23 protein-coding genes are annotated in these 17134 nt (G+C 64.6%); 14 read left to right on the top strand and 9 right to left on the bottom strand.

The features are described 5' to 3' along the window. Window positions 1–49: 49 nt before the first annotated feature. On the top strand, window positions 50–937 hold the full coding sequence (gene serB, locus ACP153_RS17725) for a phosphoserine phosphatase SerB (RefSeq protein ID WP_424972353.1): 888 nt from the start codon (window positions 50–52) through the stop codon (window positions 935–937). A 19-nt stretch (window positions 938–956) separates the two neighbouring features. On the opposite strand, the gene ACP153_RS17730 is transcribed toward serB, so the two are convergent. Next, on the bottom strand, window positions 957–1247 hold the full coding sequence (locus tag ACP153_RS17730) for a hypothetical protein (protein WP_424972354.1): 291 nt from the start codon (window positions 1245–1247) through the stop codon (window positions 957–959). 86 nt (window positions 1248–1333) lie between these two features. After that, a complete protein-coding gene (locus ACP153_RS17735; protein ID WP_424972355.1) occupies window positions 1334–2365 on the bottom strand; it encodes an asparaginase in 1032 nt (343 codons plus the stop codon). Window positions 2366–2543: 178 nt separating this feature from the next. On the opposite strand from ACP153_RS17735, the gene ACP153_RS17740 reads away from it, so the two are divergent. Further along, on the top strand, window positions 2544–3077 hold the full coding sequence (locus ACP153_RS17740; RefSeq protein WP_424972356.1) for an invasion associated locus B family protein: 534 nt from the start codon (window positions 2544–2546) through the stop codon (window positions 3075–3077). 9 nt (window positions 3078–3086) lie between these two features. On the opposite strand, the gene ACP153_RS17745 is transcribed toward ACP153_RS17740, so the two are convergent. Continuing rightward, on the bottom strand, window positions 3087–3806 hold the full coding sequence (locus ACP153_RS17745) for an NAD(P)-dependent oxidoreductase (protein WP_424972449.1): 720 nt from the start codon (window positions 3804–3806) through the stop codon (window positions 3087–3089). Between ACP153_RS17745 and ACP153_RS17750 the strand changes: the two genes are divergently transcribed. Further along, the gene (locus tag ACP153_RS17750; RefSeq protein WP_424972357.1) at window positions 3788–3922 is read left to right on the top strand and encodes a hypothetical protein; all 135 of its coding nucleotides are present in this window, start codon (window positions 3788–3790) and stop codon (window positions 3920–3922) included. The genes ACP153_RS17745 and ACP153_RS17750 overlap by 19 nt on opposite strands. A gap of 60 nt (window positions 3923–3982) precedes the next feature. Here the strand turns inward: ACP153_RS17750 and ACP153_RS17755 are convergent, their stop codons facing one another. Further along, complete coding sequence (locus tag ACP153_RS17755) at window positions 3983–4648, bottom strand: hypothetical protein (RefSeq protein WP_424972358.1); 666 nt, start codon at window positions 4646–4648, stop codon at window positions 3983–3985. Between the two features lie 290 nt (window positions 4649–4938). Between ACP153_RS17755 and rlmN the strand changes: the two genes are divergently transcribed. From rlmN to ACP153_RS17785, 6 genes are all read left to right on the top strand, one after another. Further along, window positions 4939–6138 carry a 23S rRNA (adenine(2503)-C(2))-methyltransferase RlmN gene (gene rlmN, locus ACP153_RS17760; RefSeq protein WP_424972359.1) on the top strand — a complete coding sequence of 400 codons (1200 nt, stop codon included), beginning with the start codon at window positions 4939–4941 and terminating at the stop codon, window positions 6136–6138. A gap of 5 nt (window positions 6139–6143) precedes the next feature. Further along, window positions 6144–6947 (top strand): patatin-like phospholipase family protein, encoded by an 804-nt coding sequence (locus tag ACP153_RS17765; protein WP_424972360.1) that lies wholly within the window; start codon window positions 6144–6146, stop codon window positions 6945–6947. Window positions 6948–7025: 78 nt separating this feature from the next. Continuing rightward, on the top strand, window positions 7026–7778 hold the full coding sequence (mtgA, locus tag ACP153_RS17770) for a monofunctional biosynthetic peptidoglycan transglycosylase (RefSeq protein WP_424972361.1): 753 nt from the start codon (window positions 7026–7028) through the stop codon (window positions 7776–7778). Between the two features lie 51 nt (window positions 7779–7829). After that, window positions 7830–8495, top strand: coding sequence for a glutathione S-transferase family protein (locus ACP153_RS17775; protein WP_424972362.1), 666 nt, complete (start codon window positions 7830–7832; stop codon window positions 8493–8495). Then, the gene (gene queG, locus ACP153_RS17780) at window positions 8492–9523 is read left to right on the top strand and encodes a tRNA epoxyqueuosine(34) reductase QueG (protein WP_424972363.1); all 1032 of its coding nucleotides are present in this window, start codon (window positions 8492–8494) and stop codon (window positions 9521–9523) included. Before ACP153_RS17775 ends, queG begins: the two co-directional genes overlap by 4 nt. Before the next feature lie 78 nt (window positions 9524–9601). Then, entirely contained in the window at window positions 9602–10132 is a 531-nt protein-coding gene (locus tag ACP153_RS17785) for a hypothetical protein (protein ID WP_424972364.1), read from the top strand. On the opposite strand, the gene ACP153_RS17790 is transcribed toward ACP153_RS17785, so the two are convergent. After that, the gene (locus ACP153_RS17790; protein ID WP_424972365.1) at window positions 10126–10554 is read right to left on the bottom strand and encodes an NUDIX hydrolase; all 429 of its coding nucleotides are present in this window, start codon (window positions 10552–10554) and stop codon (window positions 10126–10128) included. The genes ACP153_RS17785 and ACP153_RS17790 overlap by 7 nt on opposite strands. Window positions 10555–10601: 47 nt before the next feature. Continuing rightward, a complete protein-coding gene (locus ACP153_RS17795; RefSeq protein ID WP_424972366.1) occupies window positions 10602–11030 on the bottom strand; it encodes a hypothetical protein in 429 nt (142 codons plus the stop codon). Between the two features lie 279 nt (window positions 11031–11309). Between ACP153_RS17795 and ACP153_RS17800 the strand changes: the two genes are divergently transcribed. Together ACP153_RS17800 and ACP153_RS17805 are read left to right on the top strand one after the other, a co-directional pair. Beyond that, window positions 11310–11465 carry a hypothetical protein gene (locus tag ACP153_RS17800; RefSeq protein ID WP_424972367.1) on the top strand — a complete coding sequence of 52 codons (156 nt, stop codon included), beginning with the start codon at window positions 11310–11312 and terminating at the stop codon, window positions 11463–11465. Window positions 11466–11567: 102 nt separating this feature from the next. Next, window positions 11568–12482: a DMT family transporter gene (locus tag ACP153_RS17805; protein WP_424972368.1), complete on the top strand. Its 915-nt coding sequence runs from the start codon at window positions 11568–11570 to the stop codon at window positions 12480–12482. A 6-nt stretch (window positions 12483–12488) separates the two neighbouring features. On the opposite strand, the gene ACP153_RS17810 is transcribed toward ACP153_RS17805, so the two are convergent. Further along, complete coding sequence (locus ACP153_RS17810) at window positions 12489–13292, bottom strand: DUF4198 domain-containing protein (RefSeq protein WP_424972369.1); 804 nt, start codon at window positions 13290–13292, stop codon at window positions 12489–12491. On the opposite strand from ACP153_RS17810, the gene ACP153_RS17815 reads away from it, so the two are divergent. Further along, window positions 13291–14472 (top strand): HupE/UreJ family protein, encoded by a 1182-nt coding sequence (locus ACP153_RS17815; protein ID WP_424972370.1) that lies wholly within the window; start codon window positions 13291–13293, stop codon window positions 14470–14472. The two genes, ACP153_RS17810 and ACP153_RS17815, sit on opposite strands and share 2 nt — an antisense overlap. Before the next feature lie 4 nt (window positions 14473–14476). On the opposite strand, the gene ACP153_RS17820 is transcribed toward ACP153_RS17815, so the two are convergent. Together ACP153_RS17820 and ACP153_RS17825 are read right to left on the bottom strand one after the other, a co-directional pair. Continuing rightward, complete coding sequence (locus ACP153_RS17820) at window positions 14477–14641, bottom strand: hypothetical protein (protein ID WP_424972371.1); 165 nt, start codon at window positions 14639–14641, stop codon at window positions 14477–14479. 96 nt (window positions 14642–14737) lie between these two features. Continuing rightward, a complete protein-coding gene (locus ACP153_RS17825; RefSeq protein WP_424972372.1) occupies window positions 14738–15607 on the bottom strand; it encodes a branched-chain amino acid aminotransferase in 870 nt (289 codons plus the stop codon). 160 nt (window positions 15608–15767) lie between these two features. On the opposite strand from ACP153_RS17825, the gene ACP153_RS17830 reads away from it, so the two are divergent. Further along, window positions 15768–16274: a MarR family winged helix-turn-helix transcriptional regulator gene (locus tag ACP153_RS17830; RefSeq protein WP_424972373.1), complete on the top strand. Its 507-nt coding sequence runs from the start codon at window positions 15768–15770 to the stop codon at window positions 16272–16274. Continuing rightward, window positions 16274–16987: a response regulator gene (locus ACP153_RS17835; protein ID WP_424972374.1), complete on the top strand. Its 714-nt coding sequence runs from the start codon at window positions 16274–16276 to the stop codon at window positions 16985–16987. Before ACP153_RS17830 ends, ACP153_RS17835 begins: the two co-directional genes overlap by 1 nt. The last annotated feature ends 147 nt before the right edge of the window (window positions 16988–17134 follow it).

The following is a 17134-nucleotide window of genomic DNA, read 5'->3' on the forward strand; positions in this document are numbered from 1 at the left end:
GGGCGGGTGGCTGGGGTAAAGCGCGGCGAGCTGCCAAAGGATCTGCCCCATGTATATCGCCACGCTTCTGACCAATCCCGCTGCGCCCTGTCTCGACGAGGCCATGGTTACTTCCCTGCGCAATGCCTGGGGCGGGGGGGATGCGTTGTGGCTCTCCGAGGGTGAGGCGGCGGAGTTCCCGCTGGAGGCGCTGCCCGAGAACCTCTGGGAAGTCTGGGCGGATCTGCAGGCGCAGAAGGTCGATCTCGTGGTGCAGCCCGAGGCCGGGCGGCGCAAGAAGATGCTTCTGGCGGATATGGACAGCACCATGATCCAGCAGGAATGCATTGATGAGCTCGCAGCCGAAGCGGGGGTCGGGCCCCGCGTGGCCGAGATCACGGCGCGGGCGATGAATGGCGAGCTGGATTTCGACGGCGCGCTGCGCGAGCGGGTCGGTCTGCTCGAAGGGTTGGACGCGGGCGTGATCGATCAGGTCATCGCCAAGCGGATCACCCTGATGCCCGGCGGTCCGGAACTGCTCGCGACGATGAAGGCATCCGGGGCCTATGCGGCGCTGGTCTCCGGCGGGTTCACGGCCTTCACCGCCAAGATTGCCGGGCGGCTGGGATTTGACGAGAACCGTGCCAATACGCTGGAGATTGCCGAGGGTGTGCTCACCGGCAAGGTCATTGATCCGATCCTCGGACGTGCGGCCAAGGTGACAGCGCTCGAAGAGATCACCGCCAAGCTCGGGATCGCCGAGACGGATGTGATGGCGGTCGGCGATGGCGCCAATGATCTGGGCATGCTGGGCCGGGCCGGCGCCGGTGTCGCGCTGCATGCCAAGCCAGTTGTTGCTGCGGAATGCGACCGGCGGATCAATCACGGGGATCTGACGGCGCTGCTCTATCTGCAGGGCTACGCGAAAGCGGACTTCGTCTCCGCACCCGCGCCCTGAGCGCCGCGGCGCGGAGCGTCTAGAACTCCAGCGCGGTCCGGGCCAGATCGTCGGCCGTGTCAGGCACCTGCACCTCGGAGCGCGCGATCTGCGCGCGCACCACATCGCCGTTTTCGGTGACCGCAAAGGGCACCGAAGGGTTCTGCGCCCCACGCTCCACCCGATCGGGCGCCTCGTCCAGAGAACGCAGCCGTTCCCACGCCTCTTCCGTCCAGCTGAGGATCTGCAAAAGCGGGCCGTCCCCGGCAGAGGCCGGAACAGCGTGACCCATCAGGGTCAGACAGAGCAGGGCAGCAAAAAACCGAGGCATAGGCGCGCCTTCCAAGAAATCTGGGCTGTGATCGAGCAGATAGACCGGGGGCAGATCCCGTCACGGTCGATCCTGCCCCAGTTTCCCTAAATCTTGGTAAAATTCGCGGCACCGATCAGGTCGCGCACAGGCTTTAGGCGCGCAACCGCATCGCCGCGCCGGTTTCTGATCGGTCCTGTGAGGAAACGCCGGGCTGCGGGATGCTCGGGATCAAGCACGCCGAGCCGCACGAGCACGGCGGCAATCACGCAATCCACCGCGCGAGTCGCACCATCGCTGATCTTGATCGCCACACCCCGACCTTGCGCGGGCAGGATCGCGATGAAGACGCCATCGGCCCCGAACTTGATTGCCACAGGCTCGCTGGTTGCCCGCATCAGCTCGGTGCAGGGGCGTCCGTCACCCGCCACCAGATCGGGATGCGCCATCATCGCTTCGGTCAGGGCCGTCTGCGCCCGAGAGCGTGCGTCGGAGCGCCCGCTTGCGGTGGCATAGCGCGACATGGCGCGCGCGAGACCATGGAGTGTCGTCGCATGGTTCGGGGCAGCACAGCCGTCGATGCCAAAGCCCGGACTGATCTCACCCGTGACCTCCTCATGGGCGGCAAGAGCAGCCACCTGCACCGGGTGGGCCATGTCGATGTAATCCGCCCCGGCCCCGAGATGCTGCGACAGGGTCAGGAACCCCGCATGCTTGCCGGAGCAGTTGTTATGGAGCGGGCTGAGCGCCGCATCCGTGCAGATCATCTTGTTTCGCTCCGCCCGGTCCCATGGCGATTGCGCCCCGCAGCGCAGATCCTCGGGACCCATCCCCTGATCGCGGAGCCAATCAGCCACGAGCCCCGCATGGCGCGCGGTCCCCTCATGAGACGCGCAAGCGAGCGCCAGATGCTGGGCCCCGAGCCCGGCGCGCGCCGCAGCACCACTTTCCACCAGCGGCAGGGCCTGCAGCATCTTGGCCGAAGAGCGCGGGAGAATCACCTGCTCGGGATTGCCCCAGGCTTCCTCGATCTCGCCATCGGGCCCGCAGACCACCACATGGCCGCAATGGAGCGACTCGAGGATCTCGCCCCGCCACAGCTCCACAAGGCGGACCCCTTCCATCCCCGATACAGTCATGGCATATCCTCCGGCAAAGTTTTGCTCAAACCAATGACGCAGGGTCTTTGATTGCCCTTGGGGTCTGGTTAGATAACGTTACGTATAAGATGTGTCAGACGCTCCGCACAGGGGCCAGCGAATTTGCCATGTCAGGACAGGGGTCGTGAAGTTGGGTATGCGGGTAGAGGCTAAAGGGATGAAACGGGCGATTGCAGGCGGTGTCGTTGCGGCACTTCTCGGGGCGATGGCCGGACCGGCGCTTGCGCAGGAGGTTTCGGACAACCGGGTTGCCGTGAAAACCGACTGGAATGTCTTTGTAGAAGACAATCCGACCGAATGCTGGAGCGTGTCGATCCCCAAGGAAACGGTGAACACCCGCGACGGGCGTCCCGTGGCCGTGAACCGGGGTGATATCCTGATGTTCGTGGCCTATCGCCCTTCCGAGGGCGTGTCGGGCGAGATCTCCTTCAAGGGCGGGTATGACTTCCGCGAAGGCTCTACCGTGACGGTCGAGATCGGTGAGTCGACCTTTGAATTCTTCACCGAAGGGGGCAATGCGTGGCCCGCATCGGTCGAAGATGACGCGAAAGTGATCACCGCCATGAAGCGCGGCGCGCAGGCCATTGTCACCGGCGTGTCCCAACGCTCAGGAACCACCACCAAGGATACGTTCAGCCTTCTGGGCTTTACGGCGGCCCTTGAAGAGGCCGAGCGCCGCTGCGCCAGCTGACCCGCGCGGTCAGTCCGTGCCCGCCTTTGTGCGGCGGCCGCGCAGGACCGTGGAGATCGCGACCATATCCTCGTCGGCGAGCCCGGCCTCCTTTGCCTCCTCGAACATCGCGTGGAGCACAGAGTTGACCGGCATGGGCGCGTCGAGCTCGGCCCCGGCCTCGGTGATCATGCGCAGATTGTTAACCGACTGACGAATGCTGCCTTGGGGACTGAACTCCCCTTCGATCAGCTTCCCTTCGATCAGCTTGGGTGGCTTCATCCGCATGAGGTCGATGCTCATGGGGACCGCTTCGAGGATTTTTTGCAGCGTGCTGAGGTGGAGCGCGCTGGCTTCGGCGAGGTCCACGGCCTCCACCAGCCCGCCGAACAGACCCGCGAGATAGGCGTTCACCGCAAGCTTCATCTGCAAGGCTTTGGGCACTGTTCCGCAAGGGATCAAAGCGGATACCATGGGGTCCACGAGCGGTGTGATGCGCACGATATCCTCCGGGTCGCCCGCGGCCATGGCCACCAGCGCGCCCTGGGCTGCCGGGCCGGTGGAGCCGGAAACCGGCAGTTCCACATAGTGCCCGCCGACCGCCGCGATCTCGGCGCCGAGCGCGCAGGAATAGCCGGGGGCGGTCGTGCCCATCTGGACCAGGGTGCGCCCCGCGAGACGACTGGCAAAGGCGGGCTTGCCCGGCCAAAGACTTCGCCCTGAGCCTCCGCATGGGCCAACATGGTGCAGATCGTGTCAGCGCCCGCGCAGAGCGCGTCGATATCCGGGACCAGTTCCGCGCCAAGCTCGGGCAGGCCTTCGGCGCTGGCGGCGCGGCGGGCCCAGACTATCCGCGGACCCCCTGAAAATGCAAAAAAGGGCCGCTGGGCGGCCCTTTCTCGTAATCTGTGGAGATCCTGAGGTGATCAGGACTTGCGACGGGCGCGCAGGGCCCCCAGAGCGCCGAGGCCCAGCAGAGCCAGCGGTGCGCCAGCGGGGAGCGGGATCGGCGCGGTGCTGTCGACCATGGTGTCGAAGTTGTCGAACGCGATACCGATGAAGCGCGTGCCGCCTGCGGTGGTGCCGGTGATCTCGATTTCGGAGATCATGCCAGCCAGACCGCTGAAGCCGATGCGGGTCACAGCTGCGTCGCCTGCGAGCGGGCTATTTCCATCCACCACTTGCGTGTCGAGGACGTTGCCGCCCATGTCGCGCGCGATGAAGGTGAAGACCTCCAGGTCGTTGCCGCTGCCATCGATGTCAGCCACGTCGAAGGAGGCTGCGGACACGGCCGTGCCGTAGGTGATGGTCAGCGAGGTGGTCTGACCGAAGTCGGAGGTCAGGAAGTAATCGCCAAACGCGTCGGCTGGGTTCGGGGTGTCGTTCGGCACGAAGCCGTCGGTGCCGGGGCCGACTTCGACAATGTTCAGGCCGTTCGGGCTCGAGAAGGTCACGTCGAAACCGCCAACAAACTCATTGCCGACGATGGGGGTTGAATCACCGGAAAAGCCAGTCTCGAAGTCCAGGATTGCTGCGTTGGCAGCAACGGCGGAGAATGTGAGAGCGGCAGCGATCGTTAATGTCTTATACATGTACTCAGGCTCCTGATGCGGGTGAAAGTTCCGCGTTCCATGCCTTCGATTAAGGGAAAATCTGACTCAAACTCTATGAAGAAGTTCACAAATGGTTAACGCGGAGAGAGCTGACCGAGGCCGTGCCCCTGCTGAATCCGTGTTCTGCGGTGCATGACGTTGCGTTAGCTTTTGTTTTCCGCGCCTCCCGAGGCTTTGAGACGGCCCGTTCCGCCGTGGCGCGGGACGCACCCCCTTCCGCCCTCGCGAATCGCGCTATATATGGCCCTATCCCACACCGGAGCACGCCCATGTCCGCCAGCGCACCCACACCGCAGGCCCCGATCACGCAAGACGTCCTGACCCTGCCCCGCAAGCTGGCCGAGGGCGGGCCGCGCAACCTCGTCGGTCTGACCCGGCCCGAGCTGGCCGAGGCCCTGCGCGCCGCGGGCACGCCCGAGAAGCAGGTCAAGATGCGCACCAATCAGGTCTGGGCCTGGATCTATGAGCGCGGCGTCCGCGATTTCGCGGATATGACCAATCTCGCCAAGCCTTACCGCGCGCTTCTGGCAGAGCATTTCACCGTTTCCGTGCCCGAGGTGGTCTCGCGCCATGTGTCGAGTGATGGTACCCGAAAGTACCTCGTGCGGATCGCCGGGGGCCATGAGGTCGAGGTCGTCTATATCCCCGAGGAAGATCGCGGAACCCTCTGTGTGTCCTCGCAGGTGGGGTGCACCCTGACCTGTTCCTTCTGCCATACGGGCACGCAGAAGCTGGTCCGCAACCTGACAGCGGGCGAGATCGTGGGCCAGATCATGGTCGCGCGGGATGATCTGGGCGAGTGGCCCGAGCCCGGGCGCAACCCCAAGAACGAGACACGGCTTCTGTCGAATATCGTACTCATGGGAATGGGCGAGCCGCTCTATAATTTCGAGGCGGTCCGCGACGCGATGAAGATCGCCATGGACCCCGAGGGGATCAGCCTCAGCCGCCGCCGGATCACGCTCAGCACCTCGGGCGTGGTGCCCGAGATCGCGCGCACCGCCGAGGAGATCGGCTGCATGCTCGCCGTGTCCTTCCACGCGACCACGGATGAGACCCGCGACAAGCTCGTCCCGATCAACAAGCGCTGGAACATCGCCGAGCTGCTGGACGCGCTGCGCGCCTATCCCAAGGCCAGCAATTCCGAGCGGATCACGTTTGAGTACGTGATGCTGAAGGGCGTGAATGACAGTGACGAGGATGCGCGACGCCTCATCAAGCTGATCGAGGGCATCCCGGCCAAGATCAACCTGATCCCCTTCAACGAATGGCCCGGCGCGCCCTATGAGAGGTCCTCGAACAACCGCATCCGGGCCTTTGCGGACATCATCTACAAGGCAGGTTATGCCAGCCCGATCCGCACCCCGCGCGGCGAGGACATCATGGCGGCCTGCGGTCAGCTCAAATCCGCGACGGAGCGCGCGCGCAAATCCCGTGCCCAGATCGCGGCCGAGACCGGTCTGGGCTGACACCCATGGCCGAACTGTCTTTGGCGTTGAGCGGTGGCGGAGCGGCCGGCTTTGGCCATGTCATCGTGCTGGAAACCCTGGACGAGCTGGGCGTCGCTCCCTGCGCGATCGCCGGCACCTCCATGGGGGCGTTGATCGGCGCGGCCTATGCCTCGGGCATGACCGGGGTCGAGATCCGGCACCATATTCTTGATCTGGTGGACAGCCCCTTTGAGGCTGCGGTGACCTATTGGCGGAGCCACCTTTCCAAAGGTCTGAAGCTTCTCCAGCCCGTGTCGGCACAAGCGGCAGTGTCGACCATGCTGCCGGATGATTTCCCCGAGCGCTTCGAGGAGATGACCCGGCCTCTGCACATCGTGGCCACCGACTACCGGGCGCGCCAAGCGGTGGCGTTTGACACAGGCCTCGTACAGGATGCCTTGGCGGCCTCCATCGCGATCCCGGGCGCCTTTGCTCCGGTCAAGATTGGCGAGCGAACCTTTGTGGATGGCGGATTCACCAACAACCTGCCCTATGATCTCCTGCCCGCGGACAGTTTCAAGCTGGCCGTGGATGTCGCCACAGAGCCCTCCCGTGTCGAGCGTGACCCGCCCGGGCCACTCGAGGCAGTTGCAGGCTCCATGCGGATCATGATCCAGGCGATGCTGGAAACCCGGCTCGAAACCGCGCCCCCGGATGCGCTGATCCGCCCGGATTCCCGGGCCTATGGGGTGTTCGACATCTGGCAGGCCGAAGAGATCCTCGAGGCGTCGGCCCCGGCGGCGGAGGCCACAAAACGGGCTCTGGACGCCTATTTCGCACGCGCCTGAGCCCAGGTCGGGCCCAGCGGGTTGACAGGGCGGGGCGCGCCCGGTTTGACCAAGGGTGAGCAGATCCGAGAGTTGAGCATGGCGGCGAAAAAGACCCCAGCCAAGACATCGCGCAAAGCGTCCAAGTCCGACGCGGCGCCCGCACGGCTGTCTTTCGGGGGCGCTTTTCGGCGTGGGCTGCGATGGCTGAGCTGGGGGGCGCTTGGCGTTTCGCTGATCCTTGTGGTCTGGATCGCGGCCTATCGTTGGATCAATCCACCGACCACGCCCTATATGCGCGCCGAAGCCGCACGGCTTGGCGAGATCCGGCAGACTTGGCTGCCGCTGGAGCAGATCGCCCCGGAGCTCGCCCGCTCGGTCGTGGCCGCCGAAGATGCCAATTTCTGCGCCCATTGGGGGTTCGATATGGCGGCGATCCGGGCGGCGATCGAGGCGGGTGGCACGCGTGGCGCCTCCACCTTGTCTCAGCAAGTGGTCAAGAACGCCTTCCTCTGGCATGGCCGCTCCTGGTCGCGCAAAGCGCTGGAGGCCTTGATGACCCCGGTGATGGAAGCGCTCTGGTCCAAGGACCGGATCCTCGAGGTTTATCTCAACATCGCCGAGTTCGATGAGGGCGTGTTCGGGGCTGGTGCTGCGGCGCCCTGGTATTTCGGAGTGCCCGCCTCGGATCTTAGTCGGGCGCAATCGGCAGCCCTGGCTGTGGTGCTCCCGAACCCCAAGGCGCGATCGGCCGTGCGGCCCACGCCGGGGCTGCAACGGCGCGCGGCGCAGGTCGCGGACGGGGCAGAGACAATCCGCCGGGACGGGCGCGCGGCCTGTTTCGAGGATTGAAGCCGCCCGCCCCCCAAGGCACAAAGGACCAAACAGGATCGAGCAGCACCCATGAATCGCCTCTACCACGTTCCGCTTTCCCCCTTCTGCCGCAAGGTCCGCCTCGTGCTGGCCGAGAAGAAGGTCGAGGTTGAGCTGGTGGACGAGAAATACTGGGAACCCTCGGCGGACTTTCTGCGCCGCAACCCGGCGGGCAAGGTGCCGGTGCTCAAGATGGGCGGGACCTTCCTGACCGAGAGCCACGCGATCGTCGAGTTTCTCGAAGAGATGCACCCGACCCCGCCGCTCTTGCCGGGCACACCGCAGGAGCGCTATGAGGCGCGGCGGCTGGCTATGTGGTTCGATGACAAGTTCCACAACGAGGTCACGCGCAACCTTCTCTATGAGCGGGTGAACAAGAAGATCACCGGCGCGGGTTACCCCGACAGCAAGAACGTCAAGATGGGCGCCCAGAAGATCAAGTACCATATCGACTATATGGGCTGGCTGCTGGAGCAGCGGCGCTGGCTGGCGGGCGATGTGATGACCATCGCTGATTTCACGGCGGCGGCGCATTTCTCCTGCCTCGACTATATCCGTGACGTGGATTGGAACCGGAACGCAACGGTCAAGGACTGGTATGCCAAGATCAAGTCGCGCCCGGCCTTCCGCTCGATCCTCGCGGACCAGATCCCGGGCTTCGTACAGCCGCCCCATTACGCGGATCTCGATTTTTGAGCGAGGCGCTCGCGGCCGCGCTGAAGGCCGAGGCGACCCGGCTGGGCTTCGCCGCCTGCGGAATCTGCGCACCGGATGCGATCCCCGAGGCCGCCGGTCGTCTTGCCCGTTTTGTGGACGCGGGGCGCCAGGGCCAGATGGGCTGGATGGCGGAGCGGATGCATTGGCGCGGCGACCCGACCGCCCTCTGGCCCGAGGCGCGCTCGGTGGTGATGCTCGCCGAGAGCTACACGCCCGAGGGCAATCCGCTAGATGCGCTGGAGCACCGGGATCGCGGCGTGATCAGCGTCTACGCGCGGCACCGGGACTATCACGACGTCCTGAAGAAAAAACTCAAGGCGCTCGGGCGCTGGCTGCTCGCGGAGGCCGGGGGCGAGATCAAGGTCTTCGTCGATACGGCCCCGGTGATGGAAAAACCCCTGGCCCAGGCGGCGGGGCTTGGCTGGCAGGGCAAGCACACGAACTTGCTGAGCCGGGATTTCGGGAACTGGGTGTTTCTCGGCGCGCTTTTCACGACGATCGAGTTGCCTCGGGATGCGGCGGAGGTGGACCATTGCGGCTCTTGCACGGCCTGCCTCGATATCTGTCCGACCAAGGCGTTCCCCGCGCCCTTCCAGCTCGATGCGCGGCGCTGCATCTCCTATCTGACCATCGAGCATAAGGGCCCCGTGGAGGAAGAGCTCCGCCCGGGGCTCGGCAACCGGATCTATGGCTGCGATGACTGCCTCGCGGTCTGCCCGTGGAACAAGTTTGCGGTCGAGGCGCGGGAGGTGAAGTATCATGCGCGCCCGGATCTGACCGGCCCGGCGCTGGCGGAACTGGCGACACTGGATGATCCGGGGTTTCGCGCGCGTTTCTCCGGCTCGCCGATCAAGCGCATTGGGCGGGACCGGTTTGTGCGCAATGTCTGCTACGCCCTGGGCAATTCCCACGACCCCAGCTTGCGTCCGGTGGCCCAAGGGCTCTGCGAGGATGCGGATCCGAGCGTGGCCGAGGCCGCGCGCTGGGCCGCGGCGCGTCTGGGCTGAGCTTCTCCTCGCGGGTGCCATCTTTGCGCTCGAATCCCATGGCACCTTTGCCTTGACGCAAGGAAAAGGAGCCCTGCCGTGATCGAGCGTTTGTTCTGGGGTGGGGTTACCCTGCTCTTGGTGGTCTGCGTGCTGGGCGTCCAAACCCTGCGCCATGGGTTCTTCACGGTTCAACCTCACGAGGGCGCGTTGGTTCTGGACTACAAAGGGCGCGTGTTGCGCGAAGCAAATATAGGGCTCAATCTGCGGAACCCGTTTCTTGAGACGGTCTGGACCACCGAAGTAACACGTTGGCGCACGGTGCGGGTCGAGGGCTTGTGGTCTCGCGAGGCGTGCGCCGTGGACGGTCTTGTTGCGTGGGAGATTGACAACCTTGTTGCCTATTTTGGGGCGCAGGAAGCCCTGTCGGTGCCCCGCAAAATTTCCCAAGTGGCCAGTTCGGTTGCGCGGGGTGTGTCGAACCCCTTTGATCTGGAGGCTGATGCGGTTGGGGAATGGACCGTTTCCTATAGGAATGCGCTTCGAACCCATCCCGAGCTTGTCCAGGTGGGCGTTGTGGTGAAAGAGGCCTATCCAGTTCAGGCGCCCTGTGCCGCGTTTGGCTACTGATCGGGCGCAGATGCGAGCGCGTGGCGCAGAACAAGGGCAACCCGGTCGCTGCAGGGCAGGGCGCCTGAGGTCACCTCGGCGATGGGCCACCACGCTGCATCGCTCACATCGTCATCGGCGCGCGGCTCTCCGGTGATATAGCGGCAGAGGACCGCCGCAAGCAGGAAATGAAACTCGACCGCGCCGTCGGGCCCATGGGTGATCACATCCACATTGGTCAGGTACCGCTCGGCGATGGCCGTCACACCCGTTTCCTCGGCCAGCTCACGGGCGGCGGCTTCGAGCGCGGTTTCGCCAAGCTCCACATGGCCGCCGGGAAACCCCCAGAGCCCCGCATCGGGCGGATTGCGCCGCTGCACGAGCAGCACTTTCTCGTCGCGCAGGACCACCGCCAGGGCGGCGAGTTTCGGATGGGATGCCATGGGGTCTGTGTGACAAACCGACGGCGCGAGGGGAAGGGCTGTCGCGGTTATTCCCGCGCCTTCTGGGTCACTTCCAGGGCGATCAGTGAGAGCATGATGCCGCGCACCATCTCTTCGGGGGCGAAGGGACCATAGCGATTGGCGCCCACGCGGAAGCGCACATCGACCTCATCCCCGGGCACGGTGTTGAACTGGAAAACGTAGTCGTCGGTGCGGCTCGACAAGGCACCCGAAATGAGCGCACGCATATCCTCCTGACTGGCCTCCTGCGGCAGGTCTTCGCCCCAATCCACATCCACGAGGATCGAAACGGAGTTGGTCTGCTCCTTGGCGAGGGCGAGTTTTTCCTTGGTGATGCCCAAGGGGCGCAGGGCAGGGTTCTGCGTGAATTCATAGGCCATATAGGCACTGGTTGCCGGAAGGGCGGCAAACAGAATGATCGCGGTCAGTAGTGTATAGCGACGGCTGGTATCCACGCGCGGTTCTCCGGGTGCGTTATGCCCCTAAGGTGCGCGGCCCGGTTTGAGGAAGTCTTAATGGAATGCTGCGCGTAAAAGGCGAATTTGAGGAAAATCGCGGCGTTTTTCGGGCGCGCTCCAGAAAACCGGGCGTTTTTAAGCCCTTGCTGCGGTCGGTGTCGGGCGGAATAGGTTGCATTCTAAACAGATACCCGAGGCGGGCCGGGCAGGGTGGTAGGTGATTGGCTCTCCTTGTGCTAGGGTCGGAGCCCCATGGAGCTTTTGGAGGAGGATTTCATGACCAAACCACCCGCCAACCGGCTGCGCCGCTATCTGGCCGTCGAACGTCAGGCCCGGCCCAATCGCAACACCATGGCGGTCTATCGCCGGGCCAAGCGCGAGCCGGATGCCTTGCGCCGCTATCTCCGGATCGCCCGGGGGATCGAGGCTTAGGGACCCTGCCAGCCCCCGCGCGCGGAGCGGAGCTGCGGGGGCAGACCCAATCGACCGGTCCTGAACTGGTCAAGCCCGGGAAAATCGGATACCGCACTGGGAATGTCCCCGATCCGCGGAATCCTGTTCAAGCTGGGCGCTGTGACCGCTTTCATGGTCATGGCCTCTCTGGTCAAGGCGACGGCTGATGCCGTGCCGCCGGGCCAGGCTGTGTTCTTTCGCTCTTTCTTCGCCTTTCCGGTGCTCTTTGGCTGGCTCGCCCTGCGCGGGGAGCTGCGCACGGGCCTGAAGGCCAAAAACCCGATCTCCCATGTCTGGCGCGGGCTCGTGGGCACGAGCGCCATGGCCTTTGGCTTTGCCGGGCTCGGCCTCCTGCCCCTGCCAGAGGTCACAGCCCTGCGCTTTGCCTCGCCGATCTTTGTGGTGGTGCTCGCCGCGCTCATGCTGGGGGAGCGGATCCGGCTCTTTCGAACCACGGCGGTGCTTGTTGGCCTTCTGGGAGTGGTGGTGGTCCTTTGGCCGCGGCTCGGCGGCGTTGCGGATCTGCGGTCGGATACGGCCGCGCTCGGCGCGCTCTTCTGCCTGCTCTCGGCAGCACTCGCAGCGCTGGCCCATGTGTTCATTCGCAAGATGGTCGCGACGGAGACCACGAGCGCGATTGTCTTCTACTTCACCATCACCTCCACAAGCATGTCGCTGCTGACCGTGCCCTTTGGCTGGGTCTGGCCGAGCCCCTGGGTGGCGGCCCTGCTGATCGGTGCGGGGCTCTGCGGCGGGGCGGGGCAGATCATGCTGACCTCGGCCTATCGCTATGCGCCCGCCTCGGTGGTGGCGCCGTTTGACTATGCCTCGATGCTGCTGGCGCTCTTGGTGGGGTATTTCATCTTTGCCGAGGTGCCCACGGTGCCGATGCTGGCCGGGGCGCTGCTGGTCATCGCCTCCGGGGTGGCGATCATCTGGCGCGAGCGCCAACTGGCTCTGGCCCGCGGCAAGGCCCGCCCCATGCGGCCCGACTGATCCGCGTCAGCTTTCGGGGGTGCGGAAGGTCAGCGAAGCCCAGAGCGTGTGCCAGACCGGATCGCCCTCTGCACTGGGCTCCAGGGCTTCGATGATCACCGAATCCACGAGATACTCGGTCCCCGGATCCATGGGCAGGATGGTCATGCCCTCGGCATCCGTGCGGTGCAGGCTGACCGCCACGCTGCCATCGGGGGCGCGGGCAAAAAGCTCCACCTGAACATCCGAACGCGGGGCGCCGAGATGCAAAACGCGCACGGGCAGCCCCTCCGCCAGGTCATCCGTATAGGGATTGGCCAGGGCCACGATCTCGGTATCCAGACCTACGACCCGATCGGATCCATCCCCGTCTCCGACCGCCACGAGGGATTTTCCATAACGGCGATAGGTTTCGACAAACCCCGTTTCCGGCAGGCCCCGGGCGCCATGCGCCTCTTGCGCCCAGGCGAAATCCTTGTGGTCGGTGAAGGCGACGAACTTCTTCCAATCTCGGTATTTCAACCGGTTATCGGCGGTCTCATGAACCACGATGGCAAGCCCGGCCTCGGGCATTTCGCGGTTCAGCGCCGGGCGATCTCCGAGCTGTGCGTCCGGATCAATCTGCTGCGTGCCTTGCAGGATCTCGAACCTTGCCGTGCGCTTGGGAATATAGGGGTAGCCTGCGCCTTTGAGCTTTTCTCCCACCCGCAGCTCGGCGATGATCTGGCCGCCAGGGGGGATTTCATAGGCCTCCGGAGAGATCCAGAATTCGTGCGCCCGTGCGGGCTGTGCGAGGATCAGGGCAAGGAGCAAGGGGGCGAGAGCGCGCATGGATCAGAACCTTCGAGCGGGGGTGCGCCATAGGGTGGGCAGTTTGCCCGGGCTGTCAATGGCGGGGCTCTGGCTGCTCACGAGCCTGTGCGCATGGCTCTGGGCGGTCGCGGCGCAGGCCCATGAGATCCGCCCGGCCGTGGCGGATGTGGCGATGGATGCGACCCGGGCGGAGGTGACGATCCAGCTGACCGCGGAGCCGCTGGTCGCCGGGATCGATGTGAGCGGGCTCGATGACACGGATGAGGCGCCGGAGGCGGAGGCCTATGACGCCCTACGCGCCCTGTCGCCTTCCGAGATGGCGGAGGCGTTTCGCGCCGCGTGGCCCGAGATCTCCCAGGGGTTCATCGCGGAGGTCGAAGGCACGCGCCTCGACTGGCAACTGGGCGCAGTGACCGTCTCGGAGGAGACCGCCCTTGAGCTGCCAAGGGACACGCAGATCACCGCCGAGATCGCCTTGCCCGAGGGGGACGCTCCGGTACGCCTTGGCTGGCAGGGCGCGAACGGTCCGATCGTGATCCGGCAGGCCGCCCAGAACGGGAGCGATGGCTATTCGGTCTATCTCACCGATGGCGCGATGAGCGATCCGCTGCCCCGGCAAGGCCTTGCGACCCAAAGCTTCGCGGATGCCTTCCTGAGCTATATCGCGATCGGGTTTGAGCACATCATTCCCAAAGGGCTCGACCATATCCTCTTTGTGCTGGGGCTCTTTTTCTTCAGCATGGCCTTGAAACCACTCATCTTTCAGGTCACGGCCTTCACTCTGGCCCATACGTTCACGCTGGCCCTCGCAACCCTTGGGGTCGTGAGTTTACCGGCCACGGTGGTGGAGCCACTGATCGCCGTGTCTATCGTCTATGTCGCCGTGGAAAACATCCTCGGCGGTACAATCGGGTGGCGCCGGACAGCGGTGGTGTTTGCCTTCGGGCTGCTGCACGGGCTCGGCTTTGCCAGCGTGCTGGGCGAGATCGGGCTCAATCCGGGGCAGTTCATTGCAGGGCTGATCGGGTTCAATCTCGGCGTCGAGCTCGGACAGCTCGCAGTCATCGCGCTGGCCTTCCTTCTGGTCGGACTGCCTTTTGGCAAAAAGGAGTGGTATCGCCGCGTGATCGCTGTGCCGGTCTCGGCTGCCATCGCCTTTGTCGGGGCCTATTGGGCGCTGGAACGGGTGTTCTTCTGACGCCTCAGCCGCCGAGAAGGGTCGTCCGCAGGAGCGGCAGAACCGCGGCGGCCAGCACACCGACGCCTGCCCCGACGGCGAGCCGGGTCACGCGCCCGCCAAGCTGCGGGGCAAAGAGGCTGAGAATGGCGCAAATGGCGGCGTAGAAAACGAGGGCAACGGGGTCCATGCCGCGAGCCTAGCACAGAGATCGCCCGAGACGAGAGGCTTTCCACGCAAAAGGGCCGCCCCGATGGGACGGCCCTGTCTGAGTCTCGAGGCGCGTTTAGCTGCGGACGAGGGTCTCGTAGCTCTCGGCGATTTCGCGGGTGATGCCGCCCACTTCGAAGTTGTAGGTGCCGATTTCCCCCACGGGGGTCACTTCTGCTGCGGTGCCGGTCAGCCAGCACTGCTCAAAGCTTTCCAGTTCTTCGGGCATGATGTGGCGCTCATGCACCTTGATCTGACGATCCTTCAGCATGCCGATCACGGTCTGACGGGTGATCCCGTTGAGGAAGCAATCGGGATCTGGCGTATGCACCTCGCCATCCTTCACGAAGAAGATATTCGCGCCGGTCGCCTCGGCCACATAGCCGCGATAATCCATGAAGAGCGCATCCGAGCAGCCCTTGGCCTCCGCCGCGTGCTTGGAGGTGGTGCAGATCATGTAGAGCCCGGCGGCCTTGGCATGAACCGGGATGGTTTCGGGCGAGGGGCGCTTCCACTTTGCGATGTCGAGCTTGGCGCCCTTGAATTTGGCGTCGCCGTAATAGCTGCCCCATTCCCAGCAGGCGATGGCGAGCTGGACCGGGTTGCGCGCGGACGCGACACCCATGTCTTCGCCGGCACCGCGCCAGGCCACCGCGCGCACATAGGCGTCGCTGAGATTGTTGGCCTTCATCACCTCGTACTTCGCGGCTTCGATCTCATCCACCGTGTAGGGGATCTCTATATCCAGCTCGCCTGCGGAAAAATGCAGCCGCTCCGAATGCTTGCGGCTCTCAAAGATCTTGCCGTTATAGGCGCGCTCGCCCTCGAACACGCTCGAGGCGTAATGCATCGCATGGGTCAGGATATGGACATTGGCATCCCGCCACGGCACCAATTTGCCGTTCATCCAGATCGTTCCATCCCGGTCGTTATAGGCTCCAGCCATGGTCGTCCCCTCCATCTCCCAATGGGATTTTCAAAAGTTGCGCAAGATAGGGCCGAACCGGTCACAATATTGCGTCAAAGCTGCGATTCGATACCAATCGGCTCTTGGAAAGTCAACAAGGCTGACATAAAATACCGCGAAGAATTGAGGAGACGCCACTATGGCCGAGACCGGCAGTCGTGCCGTGCAGGGCGAGAACCTGCTGTTTCTTACGGATGAGCAGCTCCGCAAGGGGATCGAGGCGATGTTTTTCGCCTATCGCGGGTTCACGGCGGATCCGGACCGAATCCTGCTGGAGCATGGCTATGGGCGGGCCCATCACCGGGCGGTCCATTTCATCAATCGTGCACCGGGGACGACCGTGAACAACCTGCTCGACATCCTCGGGGTCACCAAGCAGAGCCTGAACCGGGTCCTGCGCAGCCTGATCGAGGATGGTCTGGTCGAAAGCCGCGTGGGCACGCGGGACAAGCGCGAGCGGCACCTGCATCTGACCCCGGCGGGGGCGGCATTGGAGCGCGAGCTTTCCGAGGCGCAGCGCGCCCGCATGCGGGCCGCGTTCCGCGAGGCGGGCCCCGAGGCGGTGGCGGGGTTCCGGCGCGTGCTTGAACAAATGATGGACGCGGACAGCCGGGCGTTGTTCAATGCGCTCAAGGAGGGTCCTTGATGCAGGATGAAGATGCTCATCTGCTGATCGTGGATGATGACGAGCGCATTCGGACACTGTTGCAGAAGTTTCTGATGCGCAATGGGTTTTGGGTCTCGGCGGCGCGAGATGCGGCGCAGGCGCGGCGCCTCTTGGGCGGGCTCGATTTCGATCTGATCGTGCTCGATGTGATGATGCCGGGCGAGGATGGGATCGCGCTGACCAAGTCCTTGCGCGAGACCAATGAGACGCCGATCCTTTTGTTGACGGCTAAGGGGGAGGCCTCGGACCGGATTGAAGGGCTCGAGGCCGGGGCGGATGACTATATCGCCAAGCCCTTTGAGCCCAAGGAGTTGCTTCTGCGGATCAACGCGGTGCTGCGGCGGGTGCCCAAGGCGGACGAACCTGCGGCCCGGCCCAAGGTGCTGAACCTCGGCCCCGTGCGCTATGATGTGGAGCGCGGCGAGATGTGGCGCGGGGATGAGCCCGTGCGCCTGACCGCGACTGAAAGCGCGCTGATGCGGATCTTTGCCGCGTGCCCGGGCGAGGCGCTCAGCCGGTCGAAGCTCGTGGATGATCTCGGGCGCGGCAGTGGCCGCGATGGCGGGCAGGCGCAGGAGCGCGCGGTGGACGTGCAGATCACCCGGTTGCGCCGCAAGATCGAGACCGATCCGAAGCAGCCGCGGTTCCTGCAAACCGTGCGTGGCGCGGGCTATATGCTTTCGGTGGACTGACCGGGCCGAAAGCGCGGCCGCTATGTCATAGTTAAATGCAGGGCGCGGCCCCGCGTGGTTTACTCCCTCCGTGTGAGGTAGAGAGTGGGTGCGGTTGTTGACCGTCATTCTGTGTGCGGGATTTCCAATCATCGCCGGGACTGGGGG

The organism is Dinoroseobacter sp. S76 (assembly GCF_049801095.1).
GTDB lineage: Bacteria > Pseudomonadota > Alphaproteobacteria > Rhodobacterales > Rhodobacteraceae > Dinoroseobacter.

Bases quoted from the DNA above. Each gene is read 5' to 3' on its own strand.
- ACP153_RS17830 (WP_424972373.1), top strand. From the start codon at position 15,768: ATGGCCGAGACCGGCAGTCGTGCCGTGCAGGGCGAGAACCTGCTGTTT.
- ACP153_RS17805 (WP_424972368.1), top strand. From the start codon at position 11,568: ATGTCCCCGATCCGCGGAATCCTGTTCAAGCTGGGCGCTGTGACCGCT.
- ACP153_RS17755 (WP_424972358.1), bottom strand. From the start codon at position 4,648: ATGTATAAGACATTAACGATCGCTGCCGCTCTCACATTCTCCGCCGTT.
- ACP153_RS17735 (WP_424972355.1), bottom strand. From the start codon at position 2,365: ATGACTGTATCGGGGATGGAAGGGGTCCGCCTTGTGGAGCTGTGGCGG.
- ACP153_RS17800 (WP_424972367.1), top strand. From the start codon at position 11,310: ATGACCAAACCACCCGCCAACCGGCTGCGCCGCTATCTGGCCGTCGAA.
- ACP153_RS17825 (WP_424972372.1), bottom strand. From the start codon at position 15,607: ATGGCTGGAGCCTATAACGACCGGGATGGAACGATCTGGATGAACGGC.
- rlmN (WP_424972359.1), top strand. From the start codon at position 4,939: ATGTCCGCCAGCGCACCCACACCGCAGGCCCCGATCACGCAAGACGTC.
- ACP153_RS17765 (WP_424972360.1), top strand. From the start codon at position 6,144: ATGGCCGAACTGTCTTTGGCGTTGAGCGGTGGCGGAGCGGCCGGCTTT.
- serB (WP_424972353.1), top strand. From the start codon at position 50: ATGTATATCGCCACGCTTCTGACCAATCCCGCTGCGCCCTGTCTCGAC.
- ACP153_RS17820 (WP_424972371.1), bottom strand. From the start codon at position 14,641: ATGGACCCCGTTGCCCTCGTTTTCTACGCCGCCATTTGCGCCATTCTC.
- ACP153_RS17750 (WP_424972357.1), top strand. From the start codon at position 3,788: ATGGGCCAACATGGTGCAGATCGTGTCAGCGCCCGCGCAGAGCGCGTC.
- ACP153_RS17790 (WP_424972365.1), bottom strand. From the start codon at position 10,554: ATGGCATCCCATCCGAAACTCGCCGCCCTGGCGGTGGTCCTGCGCGAC.
- ACP153_RS17815 (WP_424972370.1), top strand. From the start codon at position 13,291: ATGGATCAGAACCTTCGAGCGGGGGTGCGCCATAGGGTGGGCAGTTTG.
- ACP153_RS17730 (WP_424972354.1), bottom strand. From the start codon at position 1,247: ATGCCTCGGTTTTTTGCTGCCCTGCTCTGTCTGACCCTGATGGGTCAC.
- ACP153_RS17835 (WP_424972374.1), top strand. From the start codon at position 16,274: ATGCAGGATGAAGATGCTCATCTGCTGATCGTGGATGATGACGAGCGC.
- ACP153_RS17810 (WP_424972369.1), bottom strand. From the start codon at position 13,292: ATGCGCGCTCTCGCCCCCTTGCTCCTTGCCCTGATCCTCGCACAGCCC.
- ACP153_RS17775 (WP_424972362.1), top strand. From the start codon at position 7,830: ATGAATCGCCTCTACCACGTTCCGCTTTCCCCCTTCTGCCGCAAGGTC.
- mtgA (WP_424972361.1), top strand. From the start codon at position 7,026: ATGGCGGCGAAAAAGACCCCAGCCAAGACATCGCGCAAAGCGTCCAAG.
- ACP153_RS17740 (WP_424972356.1), top strand. From the start codon at position 2,544: ATGAAACGGGCGATTGCAGGCGGTGTCGTTGCGGCACTTCTCGGGGCG.